The sequence below is a fragment of the Bacillus sp. THAF10 genome, assembly GCF_009363695.1.
Taxonomy (GTDB): Bacteria; Bacillota; Bacilli; order Bacillales; family Bacillaceae_I; genus Sutcliffiella_A.
The window spans coordinates 2,180,865-2,198,159 of sequence record NZ_CP045403.1 but is presented as its reverse complement, the minus strand read 5'-3'; the positions used below and the strand labels follow the sequence as shown (position 1 = coordinate 2,198,159).

Here is a 17,295-nt window from a genome sequence, read left to right as displayed (position 1 = left end):
CATCATGAAAGTCATAGAGGATATGATTGCTGATTTAGAAAAAAAATATCATATAACAATCCTTTATGCCTGTGAAGCAGGGAGCAGGGCATACGGCCTTGTTTCCTCTTCAAGTGATTTTGACCTCCGTTTTCTATACATTTGTGATATAGAGCACTATTTATCCATTTCAAAAGGTGCAGATACCATTACAGAAAAAATAGCTAACATCGATTGTCATGGATGGGATTTACAAAAAGCTCTACTACTAGCAAATAAGTCTAATCCCACCCTTTTTGAATGGCTCTACTCGCCAATAGTATACAAAAGCATGGCTCCACTCATTAACGAATTAAAGGGTATAGTATCAACTGATTACTGTAAAAAAACGTTGAAAGCACATTACATAAATTTAGCAAATAAGAATGGTCGTGCTTTTCAAGAAAAAAACAAAACTGGCTTTCTGGTTCATGCCCTACGTGGAGCACTGATGGCAGAAGAAATTATCCATACTGATTTACTGCCAGGGATAAATTTAAAGGAATTAATGAGTGGAAGTAATACTTTCTCATCAGAAGATTATTCTTTTCTTGAAGAGATGAAGCATGACAATATTACTGCAAGTAGTAAATATCCAAGTAGTAAATATCTCTTACAAAAATTAAAACATCTTATAGAAGAATTAGAAGCAAAAGAGGAAACAAAGCAAAAAATAAATCACCCAGACCTACAAAAATTAAATGCTCTTTTTTTGCAGGCTGTTTTGAAAAATTAACAAATGAAACGGGAGGTACAGCAATGAGTGTACATAAAGAAATTTCAGCACATTCCAAAAAACAAAATGAGATCGTCATGAGCTTTCTGCGTTTAGAGGAACAGCGAGAACTGTTTATCGAGGAGGCCATAACGCTTTGTAAACAAAACAAACCATTTACAACTGACACCATTAATGACGTGACTAGAAAGATGAATGAGCTAGCACGACTGGGAATTGCTCCACAAAGAAAAATAGTGACAAAAGAGATGGTAGAGGAGTATGTCGCAAGAGGGCAATAACTAACTGGGTAAGCTGACTAATTTTAACCGTACTGATAACCCATCCTCCAGAACACAATAATAGTGACACTTATGTGTGTCGTAGCTGTTGAATTAAGCAAAGCCTAAGGAGGCATAATCGCCCCGCAGAACGCGCAGACTTTTGTGGAAATCTACAGCGTTATGGAAAGGTTTTTAATAAAAGGAGGAGATTTTAATGGGTCGTACAAAAAAAGGGAACAAGAATGCGCAACGCAACAATAATGCCAAGCAAAAAGGAAATATGGATTCAGAATTTGCTTCCTATGCAGAATACGAAGCAGCTAAGATGACAAATAAGAAAAACCACTAACGAACATTATGCCTTGCCAATCCTCTGGCAGGGCTTTTACTTTGCCTGTTTAAACAATACATAATTATGATATAATTTAAGTCGGAAAAGAGAGGGAGTGTTTTTGTGAAAAAAGTGTTGTTAATTGATGGAATGGCATTATTGTTCCGTTCTTTTTTTGCTACAAGTGTTTACAATCGTTTTATGTACACATCATCAGGAATTCCCACAAATGCCGTCCAAGGCTTTGTGAAACATATGATTACAGCAATGGAAAGTTTTGAGCCAACGCATGTTGTTTGCTGCTGGGATATGGGATCTAAAACATTCCGTACAGAAATGTTTGATAGCTACAAAGCAAATCGTCCTGCACCACCTCAGGAGCTTATTCCTCAATTTGATCTTGTCAAAGATGTTGTAGCGGCTTTTGATATCCCGAACATTGGTCTTGAAGGCTATGAAGCAGATGATTGCTTAGGCACTCTGGCAGAGGTTTACCGCAATGAAGCGGAAGTGATTATTTTGACTGGAGATCAAGATGTGCTTCAACTCATAAAACCGAACATTAAAGTTGCACTATTATTAAAAGGGTATGGCAACTATGATGTGCTTGATCAAGATGGTTTTTATGAGAAAAAAGGACTAACACCCCAGCAGCTTATAGATCTAAAAGCAATAATGGGTGACACTAGCGATAACTATCCTGGAGTAAAAGGGGTAGGGGAAAAGACGGCAACAAAGCTTCTAATGGAATATAGAACGGTCGATGGTATTTTAGAGAATTTATCCTCTTTAACCAAAAGCCAGCGTCAAAAATTTGAGGATAGCCTAGAGTTATTGCATCTTTCTAGAGAGCTAGCAACCATTAAATGTGATGTTCCTGTTAGCTGTGACCTCCATGATGCGACAGTTTCCATAAATCGTGGAAAAGTTTCAAGCAAGTTTGAAGAACTTGAATTCAAAACTCTTTTGACCTTTATCAATAAAGTATGCTGAAAATTAGAGAAGAACAAAAGCGCAATGCGCCCGTTTTGCGACGTACAAACTGGACTGAGCCGTATGAGATAAAGAAAACACGAAGAGCGGATGCGATTCGATGTTGCCTTATCGTAAGGAGGTGAGGGAAGTTTGCTAGTCGCTGGCGCATGGAGCTGGACGCTGCTACTTTTGTTCCAGATATCCACAGACATATTTTTTTATAATTTCCTAAACAACAAGAAAGCTGCTAGTGTAACTGCTGGCAGCTTTTTTACTGTAATAATTTATCTTGCATGACAAATTTCATTCCAACTCAAACTAGCTAAAGAGGTGATTAAAATGAACAGGCCTTTAAAGCTTGCAGTTAGTGCTATTTTTCTTGCACAATTTTTAAAAATTCCGATAAAATACCTAAGAACAAAAAAATGGGAATGGAACACCTTCTTTGAAACGGGAGGTATGCCAAGCTCGCACTCTGCAGGTGTAACGACTTTAGCTACCATCATTGCAGTAAAACGAGGCTTTAAAACCATTGACTTTGCGCTTGCATCGATTTTTGGATTAATTGTCATGTACGATGCTCAAGGGGTAAGAAGACAAACGGGAGAAATAACCCTTGCTGTGAACGATCTTGCTGAAAAATTAGACAGGTTAGAAGGGAAACCAGACATAAATGTGCATGACAAGTTGAGAAAACGATTAAAGGAAAGACTTGGTCATCAACCAGAAGAGGTGTTAGGTGGGGCCCTTTTTGGTATCCTATACGCTCTGATTGGAATGAGGATGATATTTAAAAAGAAAAAATTGGAACTTTGGGACAAACTTTAATGGGCAAACGACAAATTTTGCGGTAAGATGATAAAAGGGAATGATGAAGAAGGATGGGCATACATGAAAAAATCATGGACTACAGAAGAATACCTTCAAGAGCTTACCGCAAAAGGCTTCAAGTTCGGAGAAGATTCACTCGGCTTTATTGAGTTTGGAAAGCATTACACGGGAAGTTCTGATTATTTAGTAAATATAGCAATTGAAATCACGTTAAAAGCACAAAAAGAATTTGATGGAAGTTTTTTTGTGTCTTTTTTAGAAATGATTAAAGAAGAACAGATTTACACACAACAAGCAGCCTTTGCACTGGCTCAGGATAAAAATATTATTTGAAGAAAGGTAATCGCTAACGTAAAGGCGATTCTAGCTGATAATTGTAGCAAATGCGGAAACTCTTCTCTAGGATGAAGCGCTTGACTGGAAACCACACAAGCGGAACCGAGGTGGCTTACAAATTGCCCCGCGGATGCGGAGCCATTTGCGGAAGCTATCAGCGTTTTTACACATAGCTATATCTTATTTAATCTAATGGCTTTTCTAGAAAGCTCATCTGCCATTTTATTTTGCTTGCTTGGAATCCATTTGATAAAAAAGAGTTCTAAGTTATCAGCAAGATTTAATGCTTCCTCTAACAAGTTCTTGTATTCTTCCTTCTTTGCAAAACGCTTTTCCATGGCAGCCTCCACTGCTTGAGAATCTGTTCTAAATGACACCACATGATACCCTTTATCACGGCATATCTTTAAACCTTCCACTAATGCATGAAACTCTGCAGCATGATTTGACATGCTTCCTAAAGGTATACTAAATGATTCTGCCTTACCGTGTCCTTTAATAAATATACCAGCCCCTGAAGGACCTGGGTCTCCAGCACTAGCCCCGTCAATATATACTTCAATCATATGATCAGCCACCCTGTTACATCATTGTTACACAAACATATTTATCACATTTGTGTGATAAGATAAGAATACACAAAATTATTAGCGTATGAAAGTGGAGAGAGAGGCCTGTTTTATGAAAATGACGCTAGAATGGCATTATCATACCCCAAAGCATATCGAGACAATCTTTAAAAGTGAAGAAATGGACGTACGCCTTGTTCTACGTCTTGCTGAAGATATTGAAAAAACAGGAAGAGTAAAAAGACTGTCCATTTATGATATGGATGGAAGAGAATGGACAAAAAAAGAAATAAATAAATGGATAAAAGAATCTGAGGTTGGATTTTCAGATGTAGTTGCTTATTTTGATGGAGGCTATGATGTAGACTCCAAACTGGCGGGAATCGGAAATGTGGTTTATTATAATCAAAATAGAAAAGACTACAGGTATCGAATAAATGCAAGGCTTGAAGAGCTTGTTTCCAACAACGAAGCAGAATACGCTGCATTCTATTTTCTAGTAAATCAGCTCGAGCACCTCGGAATTAGAGCAATGGATGTAACATTTAAGGGGGATTCTCTAGTTGTATTAAATCAGCTATCAGGGGAATGGCCTTGTTATGATGAACTGTTTAATCGTTGGTTAGACAGAATTGAAGAAAAACTAAAAGTACTCAAAATTAGAGCAACGTATCAAAGTATATCAAGAAAAGACAATAATGAAGCCCATCAGCTGGCAAAGCAAGCGTTAGAAGGAACCCCAATTGAAAGTAATATGCTAATGTAAATAGGAGTGAAGGGTAGCATGATGAACAGGAAAAAAATATTGATGGAAGTTGGTGAAATTCTCGATACATACTGTACAGAATGCTTGGTAAAACAAGCATTGCGTAAAGATCATGGCAAAACGCATGCTCAGGCCTTTTGCATCAATGATTGTACGGTAGGAGCTGAGATAAAAAGACTCGGAGATCAGCTTGTAGAACGTAATTAGATGACCACATGAACAAAAAACCGCCTCATCGGCGGTTATTTTTGTGCTTCATTTAGCTGGTGTTCACATTGTGCTAACGTTAACTCACAATTTTGAAGAAAATCTGTGTCTAAGCCAGTACCATTTGCCTTGGCATCGTGAAGAAGAGACCTTGCATCGGAAACGGCTCTTTTTGCATGATCGAGGGTGTCTGGATCCATGCTCATTGTTGCTGATCCCACCATTTTTTCAGCAGATTGAATGGAAACTTGAACTTGCTGCAGGTCATTATATCCAGTGTGTACATCATTAGGTTCATGATTGTTTATCATTATTGCGCCTCCTTCTGTTGTTAGAATAGGTTATATTGAAGGAAGCTATACATAATTACCAACAAAAAAAGAGTTCCCATAGCATGAGAACTCAATTTTTAAGCGATATATTTTTTATATCCTTTTAATTAAATTTTTGAAACGTTGGCTGCTTGAGGTCCACGGTTTCCTTCAACAATTTCAAAAGAAACTTCTTGACCTTCTTCTAAAGATTTGAAACCTTCTCCCGTGATAGCAGAAAAATGTACGAATACATCGTCTCCACCTTCCACTTCGATAAATCCAAAACCTTTTTCGTTGTTAAACCATTTAACTTTACCGTTTTGCATTTTACTTTTTCCTCCTAAAAATAGCGCACTAAACGTGCAGAAAAGTGTATTATCACAACCAGGCTTATCTTATAGAAAGCGGTTAAATGACACTTTCAATATACATTATTTAGTCTACAGGAGTCAAGAAGGGCTCTTTTTACCTGTGCTAATCCCCGGGAAAAAACATATATTTATCGTAAAAGGGGAGGGATTAGCTGTGCTGAGGACTCATTTTCAAGGTAGGGAAGTAATTGTAAGAATAAAACATTGCCCTTTGCCCCAACAAATAACAGAAGAGCAAGTGTACCAGTCTCTTCTCGCTCATCTAGAGACCATCTATCAAATGGAGTTGTTTGCTGTTATCTCAGGCGAGTATATGATCGTGGGAGAAACAAAACAAAGTGCGATTCCGCTTATAACGATCCTCTCCATTGTGCCAGTGGAAAATATCATTCGTTAAAACCTATACAAACACATGTTTTGCTTTTATAATGAACGTAGGAAAAGTAATGACAAAAGCTTTTCCTACTTTTATTTTTTTACACTGAGAGGAGTCGTTAACAAATTGAAGCTTATTATTGCAGAAAAGCCAGATCAAGGCCTGAAACTGGCTGCTCCGTTTTCCTTTAAGAAGAAGGAAGGCTATGTGGAGATTCCCCCTCAACCTATGTTTCCTCAAGGGGCCCTGTTAACATGGGCTGTCGGTCACTTATGTGAGCTCCTGTCCCCGGAAGAGTATGACGAAAATTGGAAGCGCTGGTCGCTTCAAACCCTCCCAATCATTCCTGAAAAATTCCAACACAAAGTTTCAAAGGCAAAGTGGAAGCAGTTTCAAATTGTAAAAAAACTGGTTCATCACCCTGAAGTCACAGAAGTCGTTATGGCTGGTGATGCAGAGCGTGAAGGAGAGGCAATTATTCGTATTATTCTGCTAGTAAGTAACTGTAATAAACCACTTAAACGCCTTTGGATTTCCTCTTTAACACCAAAAGCAGTTCAGAAAGGTTTTGAAAATCTCTTAGAAGAGCACGAAACAAGAAATGTATACTATGAAGCCCTAAGCAGATCCTGTGCGGATTGGCTAGTAGGGATGAACGCTTCTAGAGCATACACACTACTACTGCAGCAAAAAGGCATTTCAGATGTTTTCTCCACAGGCAGAGTACAAACCCCTACCCTTGCTTTAATTGTGAAAAGGGAACTGGAAATCGAAAACTTTCAATCAAAGCCTTTTTGGGAGGTTATGGCAAACTTTCGTATGGATGGCAAATCTTATCAAGGAAAATGGCAAAAGGATGACGAGTCAAGAATAGAAACCTCAGAAATGGCAGAAAAAATTGCTGCATTCTGTAAGGGAAAACCTGCGACGATTGCAGCCATCGAAAAGGAGCGGAAGGAATTTCATCCACCATTTTTGTTTAACCTTTCTTCCCTCCAAGCTATAGCTAATAGTCTGTATAAATACTCACCACAAAAGACACTGGAAATCGCACAAAAGCTCTATGTGAAAGGAATTATTTCCTACCCAAGGTCCGATTCTAGCTTTGTGACAAAAGAAGAGGCTGAAAGCTTTCCAGAAATATTACAAAAATTAAGTGGTTATGCTTCATTCCAGGATTTTTTTCCATTACCAACAAAATCTATCATGAACAATAAACGATACGTGAATGAAAAAAAGGTGACAGATCACTATGCCATCATCCCGACAGAACAAGTGAAGGATCCGGCAAAACTCCCTGAAGAAGAGGCGAAAATTTATACGCTTATTGTGAAAAGGCTGATTGCTGCTCATTTTGAAAAAGCCATTTTTGACTACACGACCATACATACGTTAGTGGATCAACGTGCTCAATTCATCTCTAAAGGTAAGGAACAAATTCAGTCAGGGTGGCGCAAAGTACTAGTTGAAAAGGAAAAAGCACAAGACGAAGAGGAACAGGATCTTCCAAGCTTAGAAAAAGGAGAAACCGGTCTTGTGGAAGATATCCATGTAAAAGAGGGCAAAACTCAGCCCCCAAAGCGTTATACAGAAGGTCAATTAATTACGGTAATGAAGACTGCAGGGAAGCATTTAGAGGATGGTGAACTGACAAAGGTTCTTCATAAAACAGAAGGACTTGGTACCGAAGCAACGCGCGCAGGAATTATTGGAGTATTAAAGAATAGAAATTACATCGAAGTAAGGAAAAATCAAGTGTTTGCAACAAATAAAGGAAAGCTACTGATTCAGTCAATAGGATCAAGTATTCTTGCAAGCCCTGAGATGACCGCTAAATGGGAGCAAAGGCTCCATGAAATTGGACAAGGTAACGCTTCACCTGGAGAGTTTATGGAACAAGCAAAAAAATTGTCAGTAAAGCTCATTGAGGATGCAAAAAAGCTTAGTGAAGAATGGAATTTTACAGGTATTGATAAAAGCGAATTTACCTATAAGCATAAAGGAAAAGGGAAGGGTAGGGCCTCTTCTCTTGGGGCAAAAATAGGCCCTTGTAAAAAATGTGATGGAAATGTGATTGACAAAGGAAGCTTTTATGGATGTTCCAATTACAAAGAGAACCAATGTGATTTTACCATTTCAAAAAAGATACTTGGGAAAGCCATTTCCGTCACTAATGCTAAAAAATTGTTAACGGAAGGAAAAACAGAAGAAATAAAAGGCTTCAAAAAGGGAGAGAAAATATTTAACGCAAATCTTGAGTGGAAAAACGAAAAAGTACAATTTGCCTTTCAAAATAAATAACCGGAGCTTTCCGGTTTTTTATTTTAGGGAGAAAAAGGGAACGATAGTATAAGTAAGGAGAGGAGGAAATGGGATGAGTGTGCCCTTATTACTTAAAGATGTTCACTTTTATTCAGAGAAAGATCATGTACATATATTAAAAGGAATTTCAGGAAGGATTGCAGCTGGCGAAATTACCACTCTTGTTGGACCATCTGGAGCAGGGAAAACCACCCTTTTAAAGCTGATAAATGGACTACTTTCCTTTACGTCCGGTGAAATAAGGATAAATGAAAAACCAATAGAGCAGTATGAACCACTAAAGCTGCGAAGGCTAGTCGGTATTGCCCTTCAAAGCGCACCAATGATTTCTGGTAATGTATATGACAATCTTACTCTACCATTAAAGCTACAAGGAAAAGAGCTCTTAGAAAAGGAAGCCAAGGAAATATTAAATATCGTTGGACTTGGAGAGGACTATATCCTTCAAAATGTAAAAGATCTATCTGGTGGTCAAAAACAAAAGGTGTCGATAGCAAGAACGCTGGTAAATAAGCCTAAGGTTTTATTGTTGGATGAGATAACCGCTTCCTTAGATCAGGTCTCCCAAAGGGAAATCAATAACCTTATTCAGAAAATCAATGAAAAATATGGGACCACCATCATCTGGATTACCCACAATATTGAGCAGGCATTAAAGGTGGGCACCTATACATGGGTTTTGATGGATGGAGAGTTAATGGAAGCCTGTCAAAGTGAGAAAATAAAGAACTCAAAGGTTGAGCAGGTACAAAGATTTTTAAAGGGGGAGCTGGAATGAATCCTATAACCCTTGGAATGGCACTTGTATTTGTATTAATTCCAATTTTTCTTTCAAGAAGCTTCAGACTAGGATTAGAAAAAGATACGAGCATTGCAGTCATTCGTTCCATTATACAATTGTTTATTGTTGGTTACTTGTTAACGTTTGTCTTTGAGTCAGAGGGCTACTTTTTTATTATTCTGATGGTGATGATCATTATCGGGGCTGCCGTACAAAATGTAGCAAGAAAGAAAACACCAATAAAAGGGATTGTGTGGAAGGTTGCGTTCACCTTCATTGTTATTGAGGTCTTAACACAAGGGATTTTGCTTGGACTTGAAATTACTCCTCCTACAGCACAATATATCATTCCTATAAGTGGCATGATTATTGGTAATTCTATGGTGCTTGGAATACTTTTTTTAAATCGTTTTACCTCTGAAGTGGAATCGAGAGAGGATGAAATTGATTTGGTTCTCTCGTTAGGAGGAACTCCGAAGCAGGCTGTACATAACCAATTGATTCAAGCAATTAAAGCAAGTATGATTCCAACAATTGAAAGTCAAAAAACAATTGGATTAGTTCAATTACCCGGAATGATGAGCGGACAAATTATTGCAGGTGCAAGTCCCATTCAAGCGGTGCAATTTCAATTGTTGATTGTCTTCTTGTTGTTAACAACTGCTGCAGTTACTAGCACAATGCTTGGATTTCTGTCATACAAAACGCTATTTACTGATAGAATGCAATTGGTGCGTATAAGATAAAAGCCTCCAGATTAACGATTAATCGGGGGGCTTAATCTAGCTCTAATTTAATTGTGTTTTATCGTTTTGATCTTTGTTTCGTTTGTTTCCTTTACTGTTGTCTCCAGATGGATTATCCGATTGATTCATCCAGCTGCTAGTAGGGCTGTTTTGGTTGTTACTGCCTTTGTTGAATTTTTTCGTCATACGTATCGCTCCTTTTTTTAGAAAATGGGTAATTGATCAAGGTTATTGCTTGGATCTCCATCCGCATTTCCTCTAATATACATTTCTCCATCCTTTCCTTTAAACACATTAGCTCCGATCACATTGCCTTGATTTACATCTTGTAATGCTTCTTGATAGGTGAGGACTCTGCCGGTGGATGTTTTGAAGCCAGTGATGTCTCCGTCACCATTTTTTTGAACTGCCACAAAGGTTTCACTCATGGGAAATCCTCCTTTCTATATACGATTGTAGCGTTTCCTAGTAGAATAAAATTATTCAAAGCAAGGGGGAGAAGGGATGCAGAAATACAATTGGAATGAAGAGACAGAAAAAGCATGGAATGAGCGTGCAGAATTCTGGCATGAAAATAGTGAAAACATGTGGTTAAACGGTAGCAGAAAGACGATTATACCTTTCCTAAAGGAGAGGTTAGCTACTGGGTCGGTTGTACTTGATGCAGGTTGCGGAGATGGATTTGGCTCCTTACTACTTGCAGAAAATGGCTATATAGTAACGGGAATGGACATTGCTGAAAACATGATTGAACGAGCGAAAAGAAAAAGAGTGCATCAAAACATCCATTTCCAAAAAGGAGATCTAACTAACCTAGCTCTTGAAAAAGAATCCTTTGATGCTATTATGGCAATTAATTCTATCGAATGGGTAGAAAAGCCTTTAGAGGTACTGCAGGAGTTTCACAATGTACTTAAGCCAGCTGGAAAATTGTTTATTGGCTTGCTTGGTCCGACAGCTGGTCCAAGAGGTCATAGCTTTCCTCGTCTGTATAATCAAAATGCTATTTGCAATACGATGATGCCTTGGGAATTTGAGAGACTAGCATTAGAAAATGGGTGGAACCTTCTTGATGGGATGCCTGTATACAAAGAAGAAGTGAAAAAAATTAATCCATCTTCTCTTCCCCGTATTTTACAGCAGTCTTTAACCTTTATGTGGGTGTTTATGCTGGAAAAGGGTGAGTAAACAACAGCTTGGAAGCTATAGCATTTAGTTTCCAAGCTGTTCTTTTTTAACTCTCATTGGTGAAAAACTGGATACTTTACTACTTTCGATAAGAATATCATCAAGAATACTTTTTTGTGAATGAGGTTTATTTAGTCTTGTTAATGCCAGGGAAATGGAATCTTGCCATGCTTTATTTTCTAAAAGAGAATGAATGGTTTCGGTAAGTTGTTCCTGATTTTGCACAATTAATGCAGCTCCTTTGTTTTCAAAATAACGAGCATTTTCTTTTTCTTGACCTGGTACTGGACGGAATAAGATTAAAGGTTTACCAATGGCAGTGGCTTCAGTCAATGTGATGCCCCCAGGTTTACTCACTAGAACACTTGAAATTGCATGTAGTTCATCCATTCTTTCCACATAGCAAAATGCCTTAAATCTATCGGGATACATTTTTTGCAATGAAGAAAGCTCTTCATATAGTGATTGATTTGTTCCACATACTACCGCCATTTGATAGGTAGTGCTCTCTAATATAGATTTACTTACCTCCTTTACATTTTTCATGACACCATTTGCACCGGCAGATAAAAGAATTAATTTTTCTGTTGAAGAAAAACGATACTTCCTAAATAGTTCATCCCTGTTTTTTTCTTCATAAAATATTGGTCTGATTGGAATGCCGGTTACATGAATTTTGGAGGAACAAACCCCATTAGTTAATAGAGATTGGCGTAATTCTTCTGTAGCCACAAAGTATTTGTCGATGTCCTCATGAAGCCACAGTCTATGCAGGCAGTAATCAGTGAGAATAGTAAAGGTTGGGATAAACGTTCCTGTTTTCTTCCTAAACTCAGGAACAGCATTAATGGGAAAGGTGTTAATGATAATATCTGGTTTTTCTTGCTCTATTAATAAAGATAAACGCTTGTAGCCATAGGAATAGTACCATCGTAAAAGCTTTTTACGTGATGCTTTATCTGTTCCGTAATAGAAAAGCTTATAAAAGTGTTTACCGTATGAAAAGCTTTTAGAATAAAGCTTTTCTGTAATTTCTGTAATAAAAGGGTGTGATTCTGAATACAAGTTACATATTTTTGTACACGTAAAACCCCTCCTTATGCATTCGTCATAAAGTGAACGGGCTACTTGTATGTGTCCATTACCGTAAGATGCAGTCAGAATTAGAATCTTTGTTTGCTGATTCATCATCGTTCCCCCTAAAAAAGTAATATTTTTTCCAAACTATAGCAGAGTAATATAGGGAGAAGATTAATCAAGGTTAAAGTTTATGTAAATATAATCACACTAGCGATTTCAAGCATAAGTTACCCATAAATCTTTTCTTTAGTGGTACAATAAGCGTAATAAAATTAAAGACAATTTGGTTGGGGGATTAACGATGAAACATACAGCAGCAACCGTTCCAAGTGACATTGAAATTGCTCAGAATGCGTCAATGAAAAGGATTACAGAAATTGCACAACAGCTGGATATTGAGGAAGATGAAATTGAGCTTTATGGTAAATACAAAGCAAAACTGTCTCTTGATATTTTAAAGAGGCTCGAAAATTCACCCAATGGGAAAGTAATTCTTGTAACAGCGATTAATCCTACACCAGCAGGTGAAGGGAAATCAACCGTTACTGTGGGACTCGGACAAGCGATGAATAAGCTTGGCAAGAAGACGGTAATTGCCATGAGAGAGCCCTCTCTTGGACCCACAATGGGATTAAAAGGAGGCGCAGCAGGAGGAGGATACTCCCAGGTGCTTCCGATGGAGGATATAAACCTTCATTTTACAGGAGACATCCACGCTATCACCACGGCAAACAATGCGCTCGCAGCGATGATAGATAATCATATTCATCAAGGTAACCTCCTCCAAATCGACACGAGAAGAATCACATGGAAAAGGGTGCTCGATCTAAACGATCGTGCCCTTCGAAAGGTTGTCATTGGACTAGGTGGTGCAACACAGGGCGTCCCTAGGGAAGATGGCTTTGATATTACTGTGGCCTCAGAAATAATGGCAGTATTTTGTCTTGCTAAGGATTTAAAAGATCTAAAAGAACGCCTTTCCCGGATTGTCATTGGTTATGATGTGAATAAAAAACCTATTACAGTTAAAGAGTTAAAAGTAGAAGGTGCACTAACCTTGCTGTTAAAGGATGCAAGTATGCCAAATCTCGTACAAACGATGGAGCATACACCTGCTATCATCCATGGAGGTCCATTTGCAAACATCGCTCACGGCTGCAACAGTGTAATAGGAACGCAAATGGCTGCCAAGCTTGGTGATTACGTAGTTACAGAAGCAGGATTTGGCGCTGATCTTGGTGCGGAAAAATTTCTACATATTAAAACACCTGCACTAGGGTTTCATCCCGAAGCAGTGGTAATAGTGGCAACCATCCGAGCCATAAAAATGCATGGAGGCGTAGGGAAAGAACAGTTAAAGGAAGAAAACTTAGAAGCGCTTTCCAGCGGGATAGAAAATGTGAAGAAACATGTGGAAACCATTCAAAGCTTCGGCTTACCTTTTGTCATCGCGTTAAATGAATTTGTCACAGATACGGAAGCTGAAATTGATTTCGTTCAGAAATGGTGTGAAGCACATGAAATACCGATGGCGCTAACTCAGGTTTGGGAAAAGGGTGGAGAAGGTGGAGTTGATCTGGCTAAAGTGGTGTTAGCTGAATTGGATAAAGGGAAAGCTGACTATCAACCGTTATATCAAGTAGAACACTCATTAGAGGAAAAGTTGAACGCTATCGCCCAAAAGGTGTATGGTGCAACTGGAGTGGAGTTATTGCCATCTGCTCAGAAACAGCTTCAGCAAATAATTGGCGAAGGGTGGGCGCATCTTCCAATTTGTATGGCGAAAACACAATACTCCTTAAGTGATGACGCAAAAAAGCTAGGAAGACCAGAGGATTTTACCATCACCATTCGTGAGTTAAAGCCTTCTGTTGGTGCTGGTTTTATTGTGGCATTAACAGGGAACATCATGACTATGCCTGGGCTACCAAAAGAGCCTGCTGCTTTGAAAATGGATGTGGATGAGCAAGGAAAAGCTAAAGGTATTTTTTAATGTTTGATCCTACAGTGTTTGACAATCTCAAAGTAGTAATGGAAGGCGATCTCTATGAGTTAGATTTAGTCGGAAGTATTATCGTTAGCGACAGAAAAGATATAATAAATCTTGCAACGATGTCTAGAACATTTATCATGAGAGTGACTAAAGATAACCTAACTTTTGGGACGATTGAGCTCCAAGCTGATATAAAAAATCTAGCAGGTGAATTGCAAAATAGTTTAGAAAATCCTGGCTGTTTGGTAGAATTAATGTTCACCAAACCAATGGAAAGAAATGACACCATAGAAGAGTCCGTCATGATGTGGAAAAAAGAACTACAGAATATATGGCCACAAAGACAAATTACGATGAAAAGCCTGCATACCTATGATTCAAATGAACCAGAAATGGTGACTGCATTGATTCACTTTCGTCGCTCTATTAATGAAGAGAACATAGACGACTTGAGAGAAATGATAAAAATAATGGTATCATGCTTATAAAAAAGGGAGAGGTGTAACGAATGTCTATTTATGAATACAAAGCAAACAATATTAAAGGTCAAGAAGTATCCTTATCCGATTATGAAGGATATGTGATGTTAATTGTGAACACTGCTAGTGAATGCGGGTTTACCCCACAATTTGCGGGCCTAGAAGAATTGTACAAGGAATATCAGGACAAAAAGTTTGTCATTCTTGGCTTTCCTTGCAATCAATTTGGAAATCAAGAACCTGGCGAAGAAAAAGATATCAATGAATTTTGTCAGTTAAATTACGGCGTTTCTTTCCCGATGTTTTCAAAGGTGGATGTGAATGGTGATAACACACACCCTCTTTTTGAATACTTAAAAGAAGAAGCAAAGGGAGTAATGGGGACAAAAGCAGTAAAATGGAATTTCACGAAATTTTTAGTAGATAGAAATGGAAAGGTAGTCGATCGATTTGCTTCTGCAACCACACCTGAAAAAATGAAGAATGATATTGAAAAATTACTATAATGACTATAACGTTTTTTCTACCTTGAAAAAGTCTGCTGAATCCAGCTTTACTTGATAATAAACAAAACCCTTTTCTAAATTATTGAAAAGGGTTTTATTTTTTATTATATATTTAATAGTAATTATGTTATTATCAGAATAATAGAATAAAATAGGTAATTAGATAGAGATTGGGGGAGCATAGAATGGAAAGAATAGCTTGGGTAACAGATAGTACAGCATATCTAGATAATATGCTAGAAAATCATCCGGATGTGTATAGTATTCCGATGGTTGTCTATTTTGAAAATGAGGAGTATTTAGATGGAGTAACCCTTTCATTAGATGAATTCTATTCAAAGCTGGAAAAGAGTGCAACGCCTCCAAAAACAAGTCAGCCCTCTGTTGGAGCTTTTGTGGAACTTTACAATAAGTTAGCAGAGAATTATGATCGCATTATTTCTGTTCATTTATCAAGTAAACTAAGTGGCACCGTTTCATCAAGTATGCAAGCAGGAGAAATGGTTGATATCCCCGTTCAAACAATAGACTCAAAAGTAATATCATTCCCTCTGTCCGCTATGGTGAAAAAAGGGATTCGTGCACAAGAGGAAGGGAAGTCCTTTGAAGAAATTGTCGGTTATCTAGAAGACCTTTCCAATAAGTGTGAAATTTACGTGCTGATTGGCAGCTTAGAGCAATTGCACCGAAGTGGCAGAATGTCAGGAGTCCAAAAGTTATTAGGTAGCTTATTACAAATTAAACCAATCATACAGATTAAAGATGGAAAACTGGAAGTTGCTGAAAAAGTACGAACCCAAAAGAAAGCGTTATCAAAAATATTAGAGTTCGTGGAAGAGGCAGATTCGCATACATCCTTAAAAGAATTGTTTGTCCTCTATGGAACCAACGAAGAAGAAGCAAAAGAACTTGTCGAAAAATTAAAGGATATTTATCCTAATATCCCTATCAACCCTTACCCACTCTCAACAGCCATTGCTGTTCATGCTGGTGTAAATACAATTGGAATTGCTTGGTATAACGAGTAATTCTTACCGATATTGCAGAACAAATAAGACTTCATTATCATGTAAAGCTAAGGTGTAAAGGAGTGTATATCCTATACTTAAATACCTTGATAAAGTCTCTGCACATCCTTTTACAACAGGCTCAACGGGAGCATAATCGCTTTTATTGATAGAGACCACAGAATCTGTTTGATAATTACATCTTAATAGGATAATATGTGTTCCAATCCAAGCAGTGCCAATTTGTGGCGAGTTCATTTGACGAGAACACCACATGTTATTTCCTCCCGAGATAGGCTGTTTTATTCGGAGTATTTCCGTATAAAGGCAGCCTATTACTTTTTTTGTAGAGTTATTATATGAAAATAAGGAGAGATGGTGCTCTACAAATTGCTAAATGTTATAGTTAAATTGTAATCCATGTTAGAATATAGGTGGAAGCAGAGAATAGATAAGGGAGTTAACACACTTGATACATAAACTACAAAATTACGTTGAATCTGTCTTTGCAAATGACACGACAGGTCATGATCTTTATCATATAGAACGGGTAAAACGTCTTGCCCTTCATATTGGTGAGAAAGAAGGGGCAAATCCATTAATGGTTGAAATTATCGCCCTTTTGCATGAGGTTCTGGATGATAAACTAATAGAAAATAAAGCGGTTGCTACATCAGAAATGCAAGAAATATTGTCAGAATTACCACTATCAAAGCTACATATAGATGAGATTTTGTTTTGTATTGATAATATTGGGTACAAAGGCGGCAATGGCATCGTGCTAGAAAGTCTAGAAGGAAAAGTCGTGCAGGATGCAGATCGCTTAGATGCGCTTGGGGCAATCGGTATAGCCAGAACGTTTATGTATTCTGGTGCAAAAGGGCAGTCGATGTACGATCCTGAAATTGAAGTAAGAACATCGATGAGTTATGAACAATATCGAAATCAAAAGTCCACGGCACTTAATCATTTTCATGAAAAGTTATTTCTTTTGAAAAATACCCTGCAAACAGAAACTGCCAAAAAGATAGCTGCAGAACGGCACGCCTTTATGGAGAGCTTTGTTCATCAATTTATGAAAGAATGGAATGAGATTTAAC

Annotated in this window: 25 protein-coding genes; 18 read left to right on the top strand and 7 right to left on the bottom strand. The window is 37.9% G+C overall.

Annotated elements, in window-relative coordinates; translation table 11 throughout:
* Positions 1-4 precede the first annotated feature (4 nt).
* The 6 genes from FIU87_RS11465 (at position 5) to FIU87_RS11445 (ending at position 3,487) form a co-directional block, all read left to right on the top strand.
* Complete coding sequence (locus FIU87_RS11465) at positions 5-754, top strand: DNA polymerase beta superfamily protein (protein WP_152444726.1); 750 nt, start codon at positions 5-7, stop codon at positions 752-754.
* A 23-nt stretch (positions 755-777) separates the two neighbouring features.
* The gene (locus FIU87_RS11460; protein WP_152444725.1) at positions 778-1,035 is read left to right on the top strand and encodes a YpbS family protein; all 258 of its coding nucleotides are present in this window, start codon (positions 778-780) and stop codon (positions 1,033-1,035) included.
* Between the two features lie 196 nt (positions 1,036-1,231).
* A complete protein-coding gene (locus tag FIU87_RS21550; RefSeq protein WP_301538622.1) occupies positions 1,232-1,366 on the top strand; it encodes a hypothetical protein in 135 nt (44 codons plus the stop codon).
* A gap of 105 nt (positions 1,367-1,471) precedes the next feature.
* Complete coding sequence (locus FIU87_RS11455; protein ID WP_152444724.1) at positions 1,472-2,341, top strand: 5'-3' exonuclease; 870 nt, start codon at positions 1,472-1,474, stop codon at positions 2,339-2,341.
* Between the two features lie 321 nt (positions 2,342-2,662).
* Entirely contained in the window at positions 2,663-3,151 is a 489-nt protein-coding gene (locus tag FIU87_RS11450; RefSeq protein WP_152444723.1) for a divergent PAP2 family protein, read from the top strand.
* A gap of 63 nt (positions 3,152-3,214) precedes the next feature.
* Positions 3,215-3,487: a DUF6123 family protein gene (locus FIU87_RS11445; RefSeq protein ID WP_152444722.1), complete on the top strand. Its 273-nt coding sequence runs from the start codon at positions 3,215-3,217 to the stop codon at positions 3,485-3,487.
* Between the two features lie 176 nt (positions 3,488-3,663).
* Here the strand turns inward: FIU87_RS11445 and FIU87_RS11440 are convergent, their stop codons facing one another.
* Positions 3,664-4,056 carry a reverse transcriptase-like protein gene (locus FIU87_RS11440; RefSeq protein ID WP_152444721.1) on the bottom strand — a complete coding sequence of 131 codons (393 nt, stop codon included), beginning with the start codon at positions 4,054-4,056 and terminating at the stop codon, positions 3,664-3,666.
* Between the two features lie 115 nt (positions 4,057-4,171).
* Here FIU87_RS11440 and FIU87_RS11435 point away from each other — a divergent pair, with 115 nt between their 5' ends.
* Both FIU87_RS11435 and FIU87_RS11430 read left to right on the top strand, forming a co-directional pair.
* Positions 4,172-4,825, top strand: coding sequence for a reverse transcriptase-like protein (locus FIU87_RS11435; protein WP_152444720.1), 654 nt, complete (start codon positions 4,172-4,174; stop codon positions 4,823-4,825).
* An 18-nt stretch (positions 4,826-4,843) separates the two neighbouring features.
* Positions 4,844-5,032, top strand: coding sequence for a zinc-finger domain-containing protein (locus FIU87_RS11430; protein WP_152444719.1), 189 nt, complete (start codon positions 4,844-4,846; stop codon positions 5,030-5,032).
* 35 nt (positions 5,033-5,067) lie between these two features.
* Here FIU87_RS11430 and FIU87_RS11425 read toward each other — a convergent pair whose 3' ends face one another.
* A complete protein-coding gene (locus FIU87_RS11425; protein ID WP_152444718.1) occupies positions 5,068-5,343 on the bottom strand; it encodes a DUF2564 family protein in 276 nt (91 codons plus the stop codon).
* Positions 5,344-5,471: 128 nt separating this feature from the next.
* The gene (gene cspD / locus FIU87_RS11420; RefSeq protein ID WP_152444717.1) at positions 5,472-5,672 is read right to left on the bottom strand and encodes a cold-shock protein CspD; all 201 of its coding nucleotides are present in this window, start codon (positions 5,670-5,672) and stop codon (positions 5,472-5,474) included.
* Positions 5,673-5,871: 199 nt separating this feature from the next.
* Between cspD and FIU87_RS11415 the strand changes: the two genes are divergently transcribed.
* The 4 genes from FIU87_RS11415 to fetB all read left to right on the top strand — a co-directional run bounded on the left by FIU87_RS11415 (position 5,872) and on the right by fetB (position 9,942).
* The gene (locus FIU87_RS11415; RefSeq protein WP_152444716.1) at positions 5,872-6,114 is read left to right on the top strand and encodes a hypothetical protein; all 243 of its coding nucleotides are present in this window, start codon (positions 5,872-5,874) and stop codon (positions 6,112-6,114) included.
* A 105-nt stretch (positions 6,115-6,219) separates the two neighbouring features.
* Positions 6,220-8,394 (top strand): DNA topoisomerase III, encoded by a 2,175-nt coding sequence (locus FIU87_RS11410; RefSeq protein WP_152444715.1) that lies wholly within the window; start codon positions 6,220-6,222, stop codon positions 8,392-8,394.
* Positions 8,395-8,467: 73 nt separating this feature from the next.
* Complete coding sequence (locus FIU87_RS11405; RefSeq protein WP_152444714.1) at positions 8,468-9,193, top strand: ABC transporter ATP-binding protein; 726 nt, start codon at positions 8,468-8,470, stop codon at positions 9,191-9,193.
* Positions 9,190-9,942: an ABC transporter permease gene (gene fetB, locus FIU87_RS11400; RefSeq protein ID WP_152444713.1), complete on the top strand. Its 753-nt coding sequence runs from the start codon at positions 9,190-9,192 to the stop codon at positions 9,940-9,942. The genes FIU87_RS11405 and fetB overlap by 4 nt, the downstream gene beginning before the upstream one ends.
* 42 nt (positions 9,943-9,984) lie before the next feature.
* Here the strand turns inward: fetB and FIU87_RS21050 are convergent, their stop codons facing one another.
* On the bottom strand, positions 9,985-10,128 hold the full coding sequence (locus FIU87_RS21050) for a hypothetical protein (RefSeq protein ID WP_172971038.1): 144 nt from the start codon (positions 10,126-10,128) through the stop codon (positions 9,985-9,987).
* A gap of 17 nt (positions 10,129-10,145) precedes the next feature.
* On the bottom strand, positions 10,146-10,370 hold the full coding sequence (locus FIU87_RS11395) for a DUF3892 domain-containing protein (protein WP_152444712.1): 225 nt from the start codon (positions 10,368-10,370) through the stop codon (positions 10,146-10,148).
* A 76-nt stretch (positions 10,371-10,446) separates the two neighbouring features.
* Between FIU87_RS11395 and FIU87_RS11390 the strand changes: the two genes are divergently transcribed.
* The gene (locus tag FIU87_RS11390; RefSeq protein ID WP_152444711.1) at positions 10,447-11,130 is read left to right on the top strand and encodes a class I SAM-dependent methyltransferase; all 684 of its coding nucleotides are present in this window, start codon (positions 10,447-10,449) and stop codon (positions 11,128-11,130) included.
* 24 nt (positions 11,131-11,154) lie between these two features.
* Here FIU87_RS11390 and FIU87_RS11385 read toward each other — a convergent pair whose 3' ends face one another.
* Positions 11,155-12,321 carry an MGDG synthase family glycosyltransferase gene (locus FIU87_RS11385; protein WP_152444710.1) on the bottom strand — a complete coding sequence of 389 codons (1,167 nt, stop codon included), beginning with the start codon at positions 12,319-12,321 and terminating at the stop codon, positions 11,155-11,157.
* 190 nt (positions 12,322-12,511) lie between these two features.
* Here FIU87_RS11385 and FIU87_RS11380 point away from each other — a divergent pair, with 190 nt between their 5' ends.
* The 4 genes from FIU87_RS11380 (at position 12,512) to FIU87_RS11365 (ending at position 16,216) form a co-directional block, all read left to right on the top strand.
* Positions 12,512-14,203, top strand: coding sequence for a formate--tetrahydrofolate ligase (locus FIU87_RS11380; protein ID WP_152444709.1), 1,692 nt, complete (start codon positions 12,512-12,514; stop codon positions 14,201-14,203).
* Positions 14,204-14,217: 14 nt separating this feature from the next.
* Entirely contained in the window at positions 14,218-14,691 is a 474-nt protein-coding gene (locus FIU87_RS11375; protein ID WP_152444708.1) for a hypothetical protein, read from the top strand.
* Between the two features lie 20 nt (positions 14,692-14,711).
* Positions 14,712-15,188, top strand: a complete 477-nt coding sequence (locus tag FIU87_RS11370) for a glutathione peroxidase (RefSeq protein WP_152444707.1) — start codon at positions 14,712-14,714, stop codon at positions 15,186-15,188.
* 185 nt (positions 15,189-15,373) lie between these two features.
* Entirely contained in the window at positions 15,374-16,216 is an 843-nt protein-coding gene (locus FIU87_RS11365) for a DegV family protein (RefSeq protein WP_152444706.1), read from the top strand.
* A 3-nt stretch (positions 16,217-16,219) separates the two neighbouring features.
* Here the strand turns inward: FIU87_RS11365 and FIU87_RS11360 are convergent, their stop codons facing one another.
* Positions 16,220-16,471 (bottom strand): hypothetical protein, encoded by a 252-nt coding sequence (locus FIU87_RS11360; protein ID WP_152444705.1) that lies wholly within the window; start codon positions 16,469-16,471, stop codon positions 16,220-16,222.
* 193 nt (positions 16,472-16,664) lie between these two features.
* Here FIU87_RS11360 and FIU87_RS11355 point away from each other — a divergent pair, with 193 nt between their 5' ends.
* The gene (locus FIU87_RS11355; protein WP_152444704.1) at positions 16,665-17,294 is read left to right on the top strand and encodes an HD domain-containing protein; all 630 of its coding nucleotides are present in this window, start codon (positions 16,665-16,667) and stop codon (positions 17,292-17,294) included.
* Position 17,295: the final 1 nt, after the last annotated feature.

Coding starts and splice junctions, on each gene's coding strand:
- FIU87_RS11465 (WP_152444726.1), top strand. CDS start 5: ATGAAAGTCATAGAGGATATGATTGCTGATTTAGAAAAAAAATATCAT.
- FIU87_RS11460 (WP_152444725.1), top strand. CDS start 778: ATGAGTGTACATAAAGAAATTTCAGCACATTCCAAAAAACAAAATGAG.
- FIU87_RS21550 (WP_301538622.1), top strand. CDS start 1,232: ATGGGTCGTACAAAAAAAGGGAACAAGAATGCGCAACGCAACAATAAT.
- FIU87_RS11450 (WP_152444723.1), top strand. CDS start 2,663: ATGAACAGGCCTTTAAAGCTTGCAGTTAGTGCTATTTTTCTTGCACAA.
- FIU87_RS11445 (WP_152444722.1), top strand. CDS start 3,215: ATGAAAAAATCATGGACTACAGAAGAATACCTTCAAGAGCTTACCGCA.
- FIU87_RS11440 (WP_152444721.1), bottom strand. CDS start 4,056: ATGATTGAAGTATATATTGACGGGGCTAGTGCTGGAGACCCAGGTCCT.
- FIU87_RS11435 (WP_152444720.1), top strand. CDS start 4,172: ATGAAAATGACGCTAGAATGGCATTATCATACCCCAAAGCATATCGAG.
- FIU87_RS11430 (WP_152444719.1), top strand. CDS start 4,844: ATGATGAACAGGAAAAAAATATTGATGGAAGTTGGTGAAATTCTCGAT.
- FIU87_RS11425 (WP_152444718.1), bottom strand. CDS start 5,343: ATGATAAACAATCATGAACCTAATGATGTACACACTGGATATAATGAC.
- cspD (WP_152444717.1), bottom strand. CDS start 5,672: ATGCAAAACGGTAAAGTTAAATGGTTTAACAACGAAAAAGGTTTTGGA.
- FIU87_RS11405 (WP_152444714.1), top strand. CDS start 8,468: ATGAGTGTGCCCTTATTACTTAAAGATGTTCACTTTTATTCAGAGAAA.
- fetB (WP_152444713.1), top strand. CDS start 9,190: ATGAATCCTATAACCCTTGGAATGGCACTTGTATTTGTATTAATTCCA.
- FIU87_RS21050 (WP_172971038.1), bottom strand. CDS start 10,128: ATGACGAAAAAATTCAACAAAGGCAGTAACAACCAAAACAGCCCTACT.
- FIU87_RS11395 (WP_152444712.1), bottom strand. CDS start 10,370: ATGAGTGAAACCTTTGTGGCAGTTCAAAAAAATGGTGACGGAGACATC.
- FIU87_RS11390 (WP_152444711.1), top strand. CDS start 10,447: ATGCAGAAATACAATTGGAATGAAGAGACAGAAAAAGCATGGAATGAG.
- FIU87_RS11385 (WP_152444710.1), bottom strand. CDS start 12,321: ATGATGAATCAGCAAACAAAGATTCTAATTCTGACTGCATCTTACGGT.
- FIU87_RS11380 (WP_152444709.1), top strand. CDS start 12,512: ATGAAACATACAGCAGCAACCGTTCCAAGTGACATTGAAATTGCTCAG.
- FIU87_RS11370 (WP_152444707.1), top strand. CDS start 14,712: ATGTCTATTTATGAATACAAAGCAAACAATATTAAAGGTCAAGAAGTA.
- FIU87_RS11365 (WP_152444706.1), top strand. CDS start 15,374: ATGGAAAGAATAGCTTGGGTAACAGATAGTACAGCATATCTAGATAAT.
- FIU87_RS11360 (WP_152444705.1), bottom strand. CDS start 16,471: ATGTGGTGTTCTCGTCAAATGAACTCGCCACAAATTGGCACTGCTTGG.